General features: G+C 68.5%; 12 protein-coding genes. 4 read left to right on the forward strand and 8 right to left on the reverse strand.

Going from position 1 to position 13356, the window contains the following annotated elements:
* Positions 1-14: 14 nt before the first annotated feature.
* Together AB0N89_RS31705 and AB0N89_RS31710 are read right to left on the reverse strand one after the other, a co-directional pair.
* Positions 15-437: an organic hydroperoxide resistance protein gene (locus AB0N89_RS31705; RefSeq protein WP_364212109.1), complete on the reverse strand. Its 423-nt coding sequence runs from the start codon at positions 435-437 to the stop codon at positions 15-17.
* A 135-nt stretch (positions 438-572) separates the two neighbouring features.
* Positions 573-1151: an NAD(P)H-dependent oxidoreductase gene (locus AB0N89_RS31710; protein ID WP_364212112.1), complete on the reverse strand. Its 579-nt coding sequence runs from the start codon at positions 1149-1151 to the stop codon at positions 573-575.
* A 148-nt stretch (positions 1152-1299) separates the two neighbouring features.
* On the opposite strand from AB0N89_RS31710, the gene AB0N89_RS31715 reads away from it, so the two are divergent.
* Positions 1300-2346, forward strand: coding sequence for an alpha/beta hydrolase (locus AB0N89_RS31715; protein ID WP_364212114.1), 1047 nt, complete (start codon positions 1300-1302; stop codon positions 2344-2346).
* A gap of 101 nt (positions 2347-2447) precedes the next feature.
* Here the strand turns inward: AB0N89_RS31715 and AB0N89_RS31720 are convergent, their stop codons facing one another.
* Both AB0N89_RS31720 and AB0N89_RS31725 read right to left on the reverse strand, forming a co-directional pair.
* Entirely contained in the window at positions 2448-2978 is a 531-nt protein-coding gene (locus AB0N89_RS31720) for a hypothetical protein (RefSeq protein ID WP_364212117.1), read from the reverse strand.
* A 446-nt stretch (positions 2979-3424) separates the two neighbouring features.
* Positions 3425-4867 (reverse strand): catalase, encoded by a 1443-nt coding sequence (locus AB0N89_RS31725; protein ID WP_364212120.1) that lies wholly within the window; start codon positions 4865-4867, stop codon positions 3425-3427.
* A 258-nt stretch (positions 4868-5125) separates the two neighbouring features.
* Here AB0N89_RS31725 and AB0N89_RS31730 point away from each other — a divergent pair, with 258 nt between their 5' ends.
* Entirely contained in the window at positions 5126-6277 is a 1152-nt protein-coding gene (locus AB0N89_RS31730) for an MFS transporter (protein ID WP_364212192.1), read from the forward strand.
* A 10-nt stretch (positions 6278-6287) separates the two neighbouring features.
* On the opposite strand, the gene AB0N89_RS31735 is transcribed toward AB0N89_RS31730, so the two are convergent.
* Both AB0N89_RS31735 and AB0N89_RS31740 read right to left on the reverse strand, forming a co-directional pair.
* Positions 6288-6659 (reverse strand): hypothetical protein, encoded by a 372-nt coding sequence (locus AB0N89_RS31735; RefSeq protein WP_364212123.1) that lies wholly within the window; start codon positions 6657-6659, stop codon positions 6288-6290.
* A gap of 71 nt (positions 6660-6730) precedes the next feature.
* Positions 6731-7909 (reverse strand): RtcB family protein, encoded by a 1179-nt coding sequence (locus tag AB0N89_RS31740; protein ID WP_364212125.1) that lies wholly within the window; start codon positions 7907-7909, stop codon positions 6731-6733.
* A 232-nt stretch (positions 7910-8141) separates the two neighbouring features.
* Here AB0N89_RS31740 and AB0N89_RS31745 point away from each other — a divergent pair, with 232 nt between their 5' ends.
* Positions 8142-9650 carry a M48 family metallopeptidase gene (locus AB0N89_RS31745; protein WP_364212128.1) on the forward strand — a complete coding sequence of 503 codons (1509 nt, stop codon included), beginning with the start codon at positions 8142-8144 and terminating at the stop codon, positions 9648-9650.
* A 9-nt stretch (positions 9651-9659) separates the two neighbouring features.
* Positions 9660-10766 carry a DUF4034 domain-containing protein gene (locus tag AB0N89_RS31750; RefSeq protein ID WP_364212131.1) on the forward strand — a complete coding sequence of 369 codons (1107 nt, stop codon included), beginning with the start codon at positions 9660-9662 and terminating at the stop codon, positions 10764-10766.
* Positions 10767-10823: 57 nt separating this feature from the next.
* Here the strand turns inward: AB0N89_RS31750 and AB0N89_RS31755 are convergent, their stop codons facing one another.
* Both AB0N89_RS31755 and AB0N89_RS31760 read right to left on the reverse strand, forming a co-directional pair.
* Positions 10824-11864, reverse strand: a complete 1041-nt coding sequence (locus AB0N89_RS31755; protein ID WP_364212134.1) for an aspartate-semialdehyde dehydrogenase — start codon at positions 11862-11864, stop codon at positions 10824-10826.
* Positions 11864-13129 carry an aspartate kinase gene (locus AB0N89_RS31760; RefSeq protein ID WP_093932313.1) on the reverse strand — a complete coding sequence of 422 codons (1266 nt, stop codon included), beginning with the start codon at positions 13127-13129 and terminating at the stop codon, positions 11864-11866. Before AB0N89_RS31760 ends, AB0N89_RS31755 begins: the two co-directional genes overlap by 1 nt.
* Positions 13130-13356: the final 227 nt, after the last annotated feature.

Here is a 13356-nt window from a genome sequence, read left to right on the forward strand (position 1 = left end):
TGCCGCGGACGGGATCAGACCGTCGCCGACAGCGCGACCTCGATGTTCCCCCGGGTCGCGTTCGAGTACGGGCACACCTGGTGCGCCTGCTCGACGAGCTGATCGGCCTGCGCCTGCTCCAGACCGGGCAGCGAAACCTTGAGCGCCACGGCGAGACCGAAACCCTCGCCCTGTTTGAGCACGCTGACCTCGGCGGAGACGGTGGAACCCTCCAGCTTCACCTTGGCCTGGCGCGCGACGACCTGGAGCGCGGAGTGGAAACAGGCGGAGTAACCGGCGGCGAACAGCTGCTCGGGGTTGGTCTTGTCCCCGCCCGGACCGCCCATCTCCTTCGGGATCGCCAGCGACTCGTCGATGACGCCGTCGGAGGACGTGACCTCACCGTTGCGGCCATCGCCGCGAGCGGTGGCAACAGCGGTGTACAGAGCCTCAGCCATTCTTCGCCTACCTCCTGGTTTCAAGACACGCCCCGTTGAGCGTCTCTGTGGTGCCAACGTCCCGCAACCGCGAAACCTTGCCACCCCATGGCAGGCATCACGTCCGGGAATTACCCGGACGACGACCGGAACAAACTACTGGTGACCGGCGCGACTCAGCGCGAACTCGGCGACCTGGCTCCCGATCAGGCGAAGTGTGCGGACGCTCTTGTCGTCGGAAGCGCCACCGGCTTCGTCGAACTTCGTCTCCGCGGTGTTGATCGAACCACCCAATGGGGTGGCCCATCCGCGCAGCGCGTGCGTGATCGTGCGCAGCTGTTCCAGCGTGGTGACGGCGGCCTGCCAGCCGAACGCGACGGCGGCCAGGCCGACCGCGCGGCCGTCGAGATACGGGCGGGCGTCGTCACGCAGATCCTCGACGTAGTCCAGGGCGTTCTTGACCAAGCCGGACAACGCTCCGTGATAGCCGGGCGAGACCACGACGATCCCGTCGGCGCGGCGGATGGCCTCGACCAGACGAACGGCCCTTTCGTGCCGGTCCGCCAACGCGGTGTCGTAGAACGGCAGCACCAGTTCGGGTCCGGCGATCAGTTCGGTGGTGACCCCGGCCTCGGCGGCGCCGTCCAGGGCGATGCGCAACGCGCGCTCGGATTGCGAGCCCTCCCGCAGGGAGCCGCCGATACCGAGGACATGAACCGCGTTCGTCGAAGTCACGCTTTCGAGGCTAACCCCTCTACTTAAGTGGAGGACCAGGATCTGGAACGGAGTCCTGCGTCACACCCGATCGCCCCAGCCGCCGCCGTTCCCGCTGGACGGCCTACCTACTCGCAAGTAACCTGTCGGGAAGCCCCCAGGAGGAGACATGGCGATACCGCTCCAGATCCGTGCCGAGGCCGCGTTCTCGCAGCTGGCGTTCTGGCTCCCGAAACCGGTCAGAAGGGCCATCGCCGGATCGCCGCTCCGGCTGGACGGACAGGAACTCGCCCTCGACGCCCAGCTCCTGCTTCGCCTCCAGAAGATCGCGAAGGCGTCGCTGACCCGGGGAAGCGTCGAACAGTCGCGCCGCATGCTCCTGGCGAGCACGCATCTGGTCAGCGGGCCGACGATCGAGCCGGTCGCCACCAGGGACCTGCTGATCCCGACGGGCGACGGCGACGTGCCCGCCACGCTCTACACGCCCGCCGGTCTCCCGGACCCGTCCGGGCTGCTGGTGTTCTTCCACGGCGGCGGCTGGGTGGTCGGCAGCCGCGCCTCCCACGACAACACCGTCCGCTACCTGGCGAAACACGCCGGGGTGCGGGTTCTTTCGGTGGAGTACCGGCTCTCGCCCGAGACGCGGTTCCCCGGCGCCACCGAGGACGCGATCGCGGCGTTCGAGTACGCCTTCGCGAAGGCGCGGGACCTGGGCGCCGACCCGGCCCGCATCGCCGTCGGCGGTGACAGCGCGGGCGGGAACCTCGCGGCGGTGACCGCGCAGCAGGCGGTCAAACGCGGCGGCGGGGTCCCGGCTTTCCAGCTGCTGTTCTATCCGGCGACGGATTTCACCGTGCGACGGCGCTCCCGGGAATTGTTCGCGGAGGACCTGTTCCTCACCGATTCCGATATGACCTGGTTCGAAGGACATTACGTGCCGAAAGGCACCGATCTGTACAACCCGAAACTTTCCCCGCTGCACGGCGACGTTTCCGGATTGCCGCCCGCGTATATCGCGACGGCCGGTTTCGATCCGCTGCGCGACGAGGGCGAGGCTTACGCGGAGAAATTGCGGAAGGCCGGGGTCCCGGTGGCGCTCAGCCGCCAGCCGGACCTGATCCACGGATACATCAACTTCCTCGGCGTCGGCCGCCGGTTCCGGGAAGCGACGGCCGAGGCGGCGGGAGCCCTGAGGCTGGGCCTCGCCCCGAAGTGACGGCCAGAGCCCGAGTGAGGAGAAATGTCCCCACCCGGGCTCCGGCCCCCTATCGTGGCCCGCCGCCCTGCACGGCGGAACCGGATGTCTCTCGCGCCTCTCTAGGGCGTGGGGAGGGGCACTGGCGGGACAGGCAGCGGCGGGACAGGAACTCCGCCGAGCAGGCCGGCGAGGATGCCGGTCACGGCCACCAACAGGGCTTTCACCAGGTCACTGACGATCTTCAACGGTCCGGGCAGGTCCGGCAGCGACGGGATCGGCACCGGCAGCGGCGGCAACTGGCGCGCCTTGGCCGTCGGATCGGCCAGCAGCCTGCTCGATTCGTCGGAGCGGCCCTTGGCCAGGTCGCCGAGCTTCTGCGTTTCGGTCTGGATCTGGTAGCGCTTGCCTGCGGCGATGTCACCGAGGACCGGGCTCAGCTTGTCCAGGTCCGCTCGCGTCTTGGCGACGTCTCCGCCGTACGCGACCTTGGTGAGACCGTCGCGCATCTGCAACACCTGCGCGGCGAGAGCCTGCGTATTCGAGGAACCCTTTCCACCATCGGTGCTAGCCGTCGCGGCGCCGGCTGAGGCCACCGCCAACAGACTGCCCGCGGCTACCGCGGCAATCGTCCGGGCAATGTTGCCTTTCATTCCCTTACCTCCTGGCCTCTGGGACCTGACGAGGTAAATCGATACCCGCCGTATCGGCCGAACACCACCCGATCACCGGTTTGAACCGTTTTCTAACCCTTACGTGCCGGATTCATTCGCGAGCAAGACTCCCGCAATTGATTAACGTCGAAATCTTGTGCTTCCCCCTGAAGATCACCCTTTTCCCGGCTTTCTATGACTACCGGTGACCGGTCGACACGGCGGTGCGCTTCGTTCACCCACAGCGGTGTAAACGGTGATCGTTTGGCTTCATCACTCCGTCGGACAAGCGTGTCGCACTGCTCCACTCGGGGCGTCCCCCACGCACGTCCCGCCACCTTCTGGCTTCACATGCGAGTGGGGACATGGAAACGCACCCGGTGCGCGGGGATGCCGCGCACCGGGTGCGTTCCAGTGGTGGGAGCAGCCTCTGGTGAGAGGTCGTTCTACTTGCGGAAGGCGTCCGCGACCTTGTCGCCGAGGTCCTTGTCGACGTTCCGCCAGTACTCGAAGACGCGCTCCAGCACCGGCTGGGAGACGTCGTTCGAAGCGTGGCCGATGATGTTGCTCGCGAGCCGCTCACGCTGCTCGTCGTCCATCACGTCGCGCACGAGTGTGCCCGGCTGGCCGAAGTCGTCGTCCTCGGCGTGGAGCTTGTACGCCGACCGGATGACCTCGTCCTCGACGCCGTAGCCCGAGGCGGTCTCGGCGGCGATCTCGGCGTTCGCGTGCGGTCCGCCCTTGGAGTTCGGCGCGTACACCGGGTCGCCCGGGTTGTTGTAGCGCATCGCGCCGTCGCGCGAGTAGCTGTTCACCGGGGACTTCGGCGCGTTGACCGGCAGCTGCGTGTAGTTCGCGCCGATCCGGTAGCGGTGCGCGTCCGGGTACGCGAACAGGCGGCCCTGCAGCATCTTGTCCGGCGACGGGCCGATGCCCGGCACCAGGTTGGACGGCTCGAACGCGGCCTGCTCGATCTCCGCGAAGTAGTTCGCCGGGTTGCGGTCGAGCACCCAGCGGCCGACCTTGATCAGCGGGTAGTCGCCCTTCGGCCACACCTTGGTCAGGTCGAACGGGTTGAAGCGGTAGTCCGCGGCCTCGGCGTAGGGCATCACCTGGACGTACAGCGTCCAGCTGGGGTGGTTGCCCTTCTCGATGTTCTTGAACAGGTCCCGGATGTAGTAGTCCGAGTCCTCGCCCGCGATGCGGTCCGCGTCGGCCTGGGGCAGGTAGCCGATGCCCTGGTCGGTCTTGAAGTGGTACTTGACCCAGAACTTCTCGCCGCCGGCGTTCTCCCACAGGTAGGTGTGCGAGCCGAAACCGTCCATCTCGCGCCAGTTCGACGGGATGCCGCGGTCGCCCATCAGCCAGGTGACCTGGTGCGCGGACTCGGGCCGCAGCGTCCAGAAGTCCCACTGGATGTCGTGGTCGCGCAGGTGGTTGTCGGCGCGGCGCTTCTGCGAGTGGATGAAGTCCGGGAACTTGATCGGGTCGCGGATGAAGAACACCGGGGTGTTGTTGCCGACGAGGTCGTAGTTGCCCTCGGAGGTGTAGAACTTCACCGCGAAACCGCGCGGGTCGCGCCAGGTGTCGGGCGATCCGTTCTCGCCCGCGACGGACGAGAAGCGGACGAGGCTCTCGGTGCGCACGCCCGGCTGGAACAGCGCGGCCTTCGTGAACTGGCTGACGTCCTCGGTGACCTCGAGGAAGCCGTGCGCGCCGCCGCCCTTCGCGTGGACGACACGCTCTGGCACGCGCTCACGGTTGAACTGGGCGTTCTTCTCGATCAGGTAGTGGTCCTGGAGCAGGATCGGGCCGTTGGCACCCACCGTCAGCGAATCGTTGTCGCTGGCGACGGGGATGCCCACGTTGTTCGTGGTCGGCAAGGTCACGCCGGTGCCTCCTGGTTCGTGGTGGTGAAGCGGTCAGCCACACCAGCTTCGCCCGAGTGCGCGTGCTCAGCACTTCGTGGACGACCTGGTTCACCCACCCTCTCGCGCAAACTGGAATCAGTCAAGAAAACACCCCGGCGTGGGTGACCGGAACTACGCGAAAAAAACTTGCACGCGCGTACCAAGGTGCGCTCTCATCGGATCATGGCCCTGGCTCCGTACCGTCGCGTGTTGGCCGTGCCCGGAGTCCGCGGCTCGATGCTGCTCATGTTCCTGGCGCGGCTCCCGATGACGGCCATGGGCGTGACGATGACGCTGTACGTGGTCAACGACCTCGGCCGCGGCTACGGGGCGGCCGGGCTGGTCGGCGCGGCCACCACGCTCGGCAGCGCGATCGGGGCACCGCTCGTCGGCCGGTACGTCGACCGCTACGGGCTGCGACCGGTGGTCGCGATCTGCGGGCTGGCCTCGACGACGTTCTGGATCAGCGCGCCGCATCTGCCGTATCAGGTGCTGCTGGCGGTCGCGCTCCCCGCGGGCGTGCTGTCGGTGCCCGCCGGGACGCTCGCGCGGCTGGTGCTCACCGCGCTCGTGCCACTGGAGCAGCGGCGGGCGGCCTACTCGCTGGACACGATCCTGGTGGAGGCGTCGTTCATGATCGGGCCGTCGGCCGGGATCATGGCGATCACGCAGCTGCCCGCGGTCTACGCGCTCACCGGCATCGGCGTCTGCTTCGCGCTTTCGGCGACGCTGATCTACCGGATGAACCCGCCGATCCGCTCCGAGGCCGACACCGACGTGGCCACCGGGGAGCGGCCGTCCGTGCGGAGCTGGCTCACCGGACGGCTCGTGATGGCGATGTTCATCTCCGCCGGCGCGCTGTTCTGCCTGGTCGGCATGGAACTCGCCGCCCTGGCGACGCTGCGCGCGAGCGGCGACATCGCCTGGTCCGGGCTGCTGATCACGTTCATGTGCGTCGCGTCCGTCCTCGGCGGGGCGATCCACGGAGCGGTCCGGCGGTCGCTCTCGCAGGGCACGCTGATGGTGCTGCTCGCGGTGCTCACGCTGCCGGTCGGGCTGATCGACCACCCGTGGTGGCTGCTGGCGATCGTGCTCTTCCCGAGCAACGTGCTGTGCGCGCCGACGCTCGCGGCGAGCACGGAGACGGTCAGCGCGGCGGCGCCGGCGCGCGTGCGCGGCGAGGCGATGGGCCTGCTGGACGCGGCGAGCCGGATCGGGCTGGCGGTCGGGAGCCCGATCATCGGGTTCGTGATCGACCACTCCAGCCCCGGCTGGGGCTTCGCGGCTTCGGCACTGGGCGCGCTGGCGATCGCTTCGGTCGGCCTGTTCTGGCGGCGCTCCCGCACCCCGCGCACCCCGGGCCAGGTGCCCGCGCTCACTTCCTCCTGACGCGAGAGTGTCAGGCGCAGACCTTGCGGAGCGCGTCGAGATGGTCGAGGTTGCGCTTGGTCCAGTCCGCGACCTTGCCCGCGTCGTGGATGTTCTCCTTCTGCGCCTGCAGGTACGAGTCGGCCATGCCGGTGAGCGCGCCCGCCACGTCCTTCTCGCCGACGCTGTTCGCCAGCTCGCGCAGGCGCTTCTCCTTGTCCGCGGCCCGTGCCTTGAGCGTCGCCGGGTCCGGGTTGAGATCGGCGAGGCTGAGCGCCTCGGCACAGGCGCTGACCTTCGTCGCGGCCTTGTTCGTCTGATCGACCGCGTTCGTGACCTCGCTGCAGCCCGCCAGCGCGAGTCCGGCGGCCGCCAAGAGCCCTGCGAATCCCCACCTCTTCATGAAATCAGCGTAGCGATTTCGTGGGTGGTATGTCGGGTTCCCCGGCCACCACCCACGAATCACCCGGTAATTCAGCCCTTCACGCAGACGACCTGCTTGAGGTGCGCGACCACCTCGACGAGATCCGTCTGCGCCTTGATGACCGACTCGATGTCCTTGTACGCGGCCGGGATCTCGTCCACCACACCGGAGTCCTTGCGGCATTCGACACCGGCGGTCTGCGCGGCGAGGTCTTCGGCGGTGAACAGCTTCTTGGCCTTGTTCCGCGACATCCGGCGGCCCGCGCCGTGCGACGCGGACTGGAAGGACGACGCGTTCCCGAGACCGCGCACGATGTACGAACCGGTGCCCATGCTGCCCGGGATGATCCCGAGGTCGCCCGAACCCGCGCGGATCGCGCCCTTGCGGGTCACCAGCAGTTCGACGTCGTCGTAGATCTCTTCCGCGACATAGTTGTGGTGGCACGAGATCGCGTCGTCGAACGTCGTCTGCGGGACGACGTCCTTCAGCGCCTGCTTCACGAGCGCGACCATGGTGGCACGGTTGCGCGCCGCGTAGTCCTGCGCCCAGAAGAGGTCGCGCCGGTACGCCCGCATCTCCGGCGTGCCCGCGACGAACACCGCGAGGTCCGGATCCGGCAGGTCCGCGTTGTGCGGCAGCTTCCGCGCGACGGCCATGTGCCGTTCCGCGAGCTCCTTGCCGATGTTGCGCGAACCGGAGTGCAGCATCAGCCACACGCGGCCTTCGTCGTCGCCGCCCTGTTCGAGGCAGACCTCGATGAAGTGGTTGCCGCCACCGAGGCTCCCGATCTGACGCGACGCGCGGTCGTGCAGGTCCTGGACGCCGTGATGCAGGTCGCCGAAGGACTTCCAGAACGCGTCCCAGCCACCGACACCGTGCACCTTCGCGGGGTTCACCGGCGTCTTGTGCAGACCGAAACCGACCGGGACGGCCGACTCGATCCGGCGGCGGAGCTTCAGCAGGTCGGCGGCGGTGAGCGAGGTCCGCACCGCGCTCATCCCGCAGCCGATGTCCACGCCGACGGCGGCCGGTGACACGGCGTCGCGCATCGCGATCACGCTGCCGACGGTCGCGCCCTTGCCGTAGTGGACGTCGGGCATGACCGCGACGCCGTGCACCCACGGCAGGTTGGCGACGTTGCGCAGCTGTCGCATGGCCTGGTCTTCGACCGACGTGGGATCGGCCCACATCCGGATCGGAACCCGCGAGCCTTCGACCGCCGTGTACATGACTTTCCCTTCGTGGAGAACGTTTTGCCGCTGATGAGCATGCACGGGCCGGACGAGCCGGACAACGCATTTACCGGTATCCACAGTGGACATTCGGGCGCGTTCGCGTGAGGTGATGTTCATCGCGAAGTCTTCGATCGTATTCGAAAAGTGATCGGTCGCGGAGGGGCTTCGGGCACAATGACCCCTCGGTGTCGGGGGTACACCAACTCTGGGGAAGGTCCGTTTCACAGTGAAGTCTTTACGTGGGCTGCTCGCTGCCGTTTTGCTCGCCGGGTTCCCGCTGCTCGTGCTGGCGTTCGTGGGCGGGATCGTGGCACTCGAGGTGCTGGCGCTCCGGCACAACGTCCTGGCGGCGGTGAAGCTCGGCATCGTCACCGTTCCGGTCGGCTGGATCCTGCTCAAGACCCTGCTCACGGTCGAGCGGGCGACCGCCGACGACGTTCCCGGCGTCGTGGTGACGCCGGAGTCCCAGCCGGCCCTGTGGGCGCTGGTCCGGGAGCTGGCGGAGGAGGCGGGCACCCGGCCACCGGACGAGATCCATCTCGACGCCGACGTCAACGCCGCGGTCACCGAGCGGACGTCGTGGCTCGGGCTGCGGGTGCTGCGCCGCCGGATGATCATCGGCGTCCCGCTGATCATGGGCCTGCGCCAGGATCAGTTCCGCGCGGTGCTCGCCCACGAACTCGGCCACTACAGCAACAAGGACACCCGGTTCTCCGCGCTGACCTACCGCGGGCGCAAATCCATCGCGCGGGTGGTCAACGGCCTGGGCCGCGAAGGCTACTTCGAGCGCTTCGTCGGCTGGCTGTTCAAGCAGTACGCGAAGCTGTACTTCATGGTCTCGATGAGCGTCTGCCGGGACCAGGAACTCGCGGCCGACGCCGTCTCGGCGCGGCTCGCCGGCACCGACGCGGCGGCCTCGGCGCTGCGCGAGATCGAAGCGCTGGCCGTCACCTGGCGGTTCTTCATGAACAACTACGCCGCGATCGGCTGGGACGCGGGCTACCTCCCGGACCGGTTCGGCGAGGGCTATCGCGCGCTGCTCACCGACCCGACCAGGGCGGAGCAGATGGAGGAGATGCGGCGGAACCCGTCGGAGGAGAAGACCTCGCGCTGGGACACGCATCCGGCCACCCGCGACCGCGTCGCGACGCTCGAAGCGGGCGCCCGGTTCCCGGTCCGCCCCGGTGGCGAGCGTCCGGCCACCGACCTGCTGACCGGCGCCGAGAAGATGCTCGACGAGGCGCTGTTCACCGTCTTCTCCGACGAGGCGCACACGAAACGGCGGACGGACTGGCAGTCCCTGGTCGCCATCGGCGGCCGTCACGCCGACGCCGAAGCGGCGGCCGAGGTCCTCGGTGAACGCACCCTGGACATGGCGCTGGACCTGCTCGACGCGGGCAGGCACGAGGAACTGGCCGACGCTGTCGACGCTGCCTCGAAGTTGCCCGCCGGGGCCGGCTCCCGGGCGCGCCGGGAGTTCGCCGTGACCTCGGTCCGCGGGCGGCTGGCGGTCGTGGTGCACGCCGCGCTGACCGACGTCGGCGCGGGACGCTGGTCACTGTCATGGTCCGGTCCGGCCCCGTTCGTCCTGGACGAGCCGCTGGAGGACCGGCTGGCGCCCGCGCTCGACAAGGCCACCGCCGCCGAGTCCGACACCGCGCCGCTGCGCGCTTTGCTGACGGCCGCCGGGGTGTCCGCCGGCTACCGGCCGTCACCCACTCTTGTTCGTTCGTAAGGAGTTTCCATGCTTTGGCTGCTCAAATCCCGTGAACGCAAAGCCGTCTTCGCCCTGATGAAGGAGGCGAAGCGGCGTGGCATCGAGGTCGACGAGCTTACCGAGATCATGACCCCGGAAGAGCTCGCCGCGATGCTGCCGCCGAAGAAGCCCAAGTTCAAGGGCAAGATCCCCGACGTCACACGCTGGGGTCTCCCGCCGGACGGCGAGGTGTCGACCAAGGAGTACTGGACGGACGAAGAGGTCCTCCGCGTCCAGGAGTCGACCGCTCGCGGTGCTTGGGAAGGCGCCGCCGCGCTGCTGGCGTCGACCTGGGGTGACTGGGACCGTCGCAACCTGGTGACCGGCGCGCTCGGCGAGGCCGCCGCGAAGGACGACGAGTGGCTGCGCGCGTGGCGCAAGGCCCGGCCCGGTGACGCGGACGCGGCGCTGGTCAACGCGGAATCGCTGGTGCACGTGGCGTGGGAGGTGCGCAGCGGGCTGATGGCGAAGCACGTCTCCGAAGAGCAGTTCGCCGCGTTCTTCCGGGTGCTGGAGCAGGCCGAGGAGGCCGTGCGCGAGGCGTCCGGGCTCGCTCCCGAGGATCCGACGCCGTGGGTGACCGCGCTCGCGATCGCGATGGGGCGGCAGTACGAGAACGACCGGTACCTCCAGGTCTGGGCGGAACTCACCGAACGCGATCCGCAGCACCGCGGGGCGCACACGCGGGCGCTGCAGTACTGGTGCGCCAAGTGGTTCGGCTCGGACGACAAGATGTGGGAGTTCGCCGAGACCGCCGCGGCGAAGTCGCCGAAGCTGGCTCCGCTGTTGCTGGTCGCCGCGCACGAATCCGAGTTCCAGGACGTTCCCGCGTGGCGCGACCCGCGCGTCGCCGGCGCGCTCGACGGGATCGTGGCGTGGCTGAACGGCGAAGGGCGGGATCACCCGTCGACGCGCTCGGACCGGGCGTACGCGGCGAAGGCGCTCGTGGAGAACGGGCGCTTCGACGAGGCCGTCGAGCAGTTCCGGCACCTGGGGACGCGGGCCGATTGCGGGATGTGGGCCTACAGCGGGGACGCGCGGGCCGAGTTCCTGGCGACGCGGTACGCGGCCTGCTTCGGCGCCACGAAGCCTTGACGAGACTGAAGGGCCCTTCACCGCATCGCATGCGGCGAAGGGCCCCTTCAGCCCGGGTCAGGAGTTCGCGGCGACCAGTTCCGCGATCTGCACGGCGTTGAGCGCCGCGCCCTTGCGCAGGTTGTCGTTCGACAGGAACAGCGCGAGACCGCGACCGCCGTCGACACCCGGGTCCGTCCGCAGCCGCCCGACGTAGGACGGGTCCTGACCGGCGGCCTGCAGCGGCGTCGGGATGTCCGACAGTTCCACGCCGGGCGCGCCGGACAGCAGCTCGGTCGCGCGAGCGACCGAAAGCGCCTGCGAGAACTCCGCGTTGATCGAGATCGAGTGCCCCGAGAACACCGGCACCCGCACACAGGTGCAGGAGACACGCAGCTCCGGGATGCTCAGGATCTTGCGGCTCTCGTTGCGGAACTTCTTCTCTTCGTCCGTCTCGAACTCGCCGTCGTCCACAAGGGACCCGGCCATCGGGAGGACGTTGTGCGCGATGGTCCGCGCGTACTTCTTCGGCTCGGGGAAGGTGACCGCCGCGCCGTCGTGGGTCAGCGCGCCCGCGTTCGGCGCCGCCGCGGCCAGCTGGCCTTCCAGCTCCTCGACACCGGCGAGCCCGCTGCCGGACACCGCCTGGTAGGTGCTGGCGACGAGCCGCACCAGGCCCGCTTCGGCGTGCAGCGGCTTGAGCACCGGCATCGCGGCCATGGTGGTGCAGTTGGGGTTCGCGATGATCCCCTTGCGCGCTTCCTTGACCGCTTCCGGGTTGACCTCGCTGACGACCAGCGGGACCTCGGGGTCCATCCGCCAGGCCGACGAGTTGTCGATCACCGTGGCACCGGCCGCGGCGAACCGCTCCGCCTGCGCCTTCGAGGTCGAGCCACCGGCGGAGAACAGCGCGACGTCCAAACCGGACGGATCCGCCGTCGTCGCGTCCTCGATGACGATTTCCCCGTCACGCCAAGGAAGTTTCGAGCCCGCGGACCGCGCCGAAGCGAAGTACCGCATTTCGCCGACCGGGAAACCCCGTTCGGCCAGCAGGCGGCGCATCACGCCACCGACCTGACCCGTCGCCCCGACAACTCCTACTCGCAGGCCTTCAGCCATCAGCGACCACTCCCCGCGTAGACGACGGCTTCTTCGTCGCCGCCGAGTTCGAATGCTTCGTGGATCGCGCGCACCGCGTCGTCGAGCTGCGCGTCCCGGATCAGGACCGAGATCCGGATTTCCGAGGTGTTGATGATTTCGATGTTGACGCCCGATTGCGCGAGCGCCTCGCAGAACGTCGCCGTGACACCGGGGTGCGAACGCATCCCCGCGCCGACGAGCGACACCTTGCCGACATGGTCGTCGTACAGGACCGACTCGAAGCCGATCTCGCCCTTGATCTTCTCCAGCGACTGCACGGCCTTGGCCCCGTTGGCCTTCGACAGCGTGAAGGTGATGTCGGTGCGGCCGGACGAGGTGCTGGACACGTTCTGCAGCACCATGTCGATGTCGATCTCGTTGTCGGCGATCACCCGGAAGATCCTGGCGGCGGCGCCGGCGGTGTCGGGCACCCCGGTCACCGTGATCTTGGCCTCGGAGCGGTCGTGCGCCACACCGGTGATCAACGCTTGTTCCACGGGGATCTCCTCGATAGAACCGGTCACGGTGGTGCCCGGCTTGTCACTGTAGGAAGAACGGACTCGGATCGGGACGCCGTACCGCCGCGCGTACTCCACCGAACGCAGGTGCAGGATCTTCGACCCGCTCGCGGCCAGCTCCAGCATCTCCTCGTAGGCGATGGTGTCGAGCTTGCGCGCGTCGGGCACGACCCGCGGATCGGCGGTGTACACACCGTCCACATCGGAATAGATCTCGCAGACGTCGGCGTTCAGCGCCGCGGCCAGCGCGACGGCGGTGGTGTCCGAGCCGCCGCGCCCGAGGGTGGTGATGTCCTTGGTGTCCTGGGACACGCCCTGGAAGCCCGCCACCAGCGCGATGTAGCCCTGGTCCAGGGCCTCCGTCACGCGGCTGGGGCTGACGTCGATGATCCGCGCGTTGCCGTGCACGGACGTCGTCACCACACCGGCCTGCGAACCGGTGAACGACCAGGCCTCCGCGCCCTGCGCCGAAATCGCCATCGCCACCAGCGAGTTGGAAATACGCTCACCGGCGGTGAGCAGCATGTCCATCTCACGTTCCGGCGGCGCCGGGTTGACCTGCTGAGCCAGGTCGAGCAGCTCGTCCGTCGTGTCTCCCATGGCGGAGCAGACGACGACGACGTCGTTGCCCGCCTTCTTGGTGGCGACGATGCGTTCCGCGACGCGTTTGATCCGGTCGGCACTTTCCAGCGACGAACCGCCGTACTTCTGGACCACGAGGGCCACGCCCGAACCTCCTCGACGGGCCGGGCGTGCTCCTGGTGGGCACCGAGGAGCCCCCGCGTCCCTTATTTGGGCGAAAGCCTACCGGCGTCACGCACACCCGCCACCCTCGTAAGTGGGCCTGAACACCACTTCAGGGACTTCTCGAAGTAAATCTTCCTTAACACCAACGAAATAGTCGGAGGGCTTTCACTTTAGTGACGGAGAGCACCCCTTGTTACGGTCGGCCA

This window comes from Amycolatopsis sp. NPDC089917, from assembly GCF_040684635.1.
GTDB lineage: Bacteria > Actinomycetota > Actinomycetes > Mycobacteriales > Pseudonocardiaceae > Amycolatopsis.

Bases quoted from the DNA above. Each gene is read 5' to 3' on its own strand.
- AB0N89_RS31705 (WP_364212109.1), bottom strand. From the start codon at position 437: ATGGCTGAGGCTCTGTACACCGCTGTTGCCACCGCTCGCGGCGATGGC.
- AB0N89_RS31715 (WP_364212114.1), top strand. From the start codon at position 1,300: ATGGCGATACCGCTCCAGATCCGTGCCGAGGCCGCGTTCTCGCAGCTG.
- AB0N89_RS31720 (WP_364212117.1), bottom strand. From the start codon at position 2,978: ATGAAAGGCAACATTGCCCGGACGATTGCCGCGGTAGCCGCGGGCAGT.
- AB0N89_RS31730 (WP_364212192.1), top strand. From the start codon at position 5,126: ATGCTGCTCATGTTCCTGGCGCGGCTCCCGATGACGGCCATGGGCGTG.
- AB0N89_RS31735 (WP_364212123.1), bottom strand. From the start codon at position 6,659: ATGAAGAGGTGGGGATTCGCAGGGCTCTTGGCGGCCGCCGGACTCGCG.
- AB0N89_RS31740 (WP_364212125.1), bottom strand. From the start codon at position 7,909: ATGTACACGGCGGTCGAAGGCTCGCGGGTTCCGATCCGGATGTGGGCC.
- AB0N89_RS31750 (WP_364212131.1), top strand. From the start codon at position 9,660: ATGCTTTGGCTGCTCAAATCCCGTGAACGCAAAGCCGTCTTCGCCCTG.
- AB0N89_RS31755 (WP_364212134.1), bottom strand. From the start codon at position 11,864: ATGGCTGAAGGCCTGCGAGTAGGAGTTGTCGGGGCGACGGGTCAGGTC.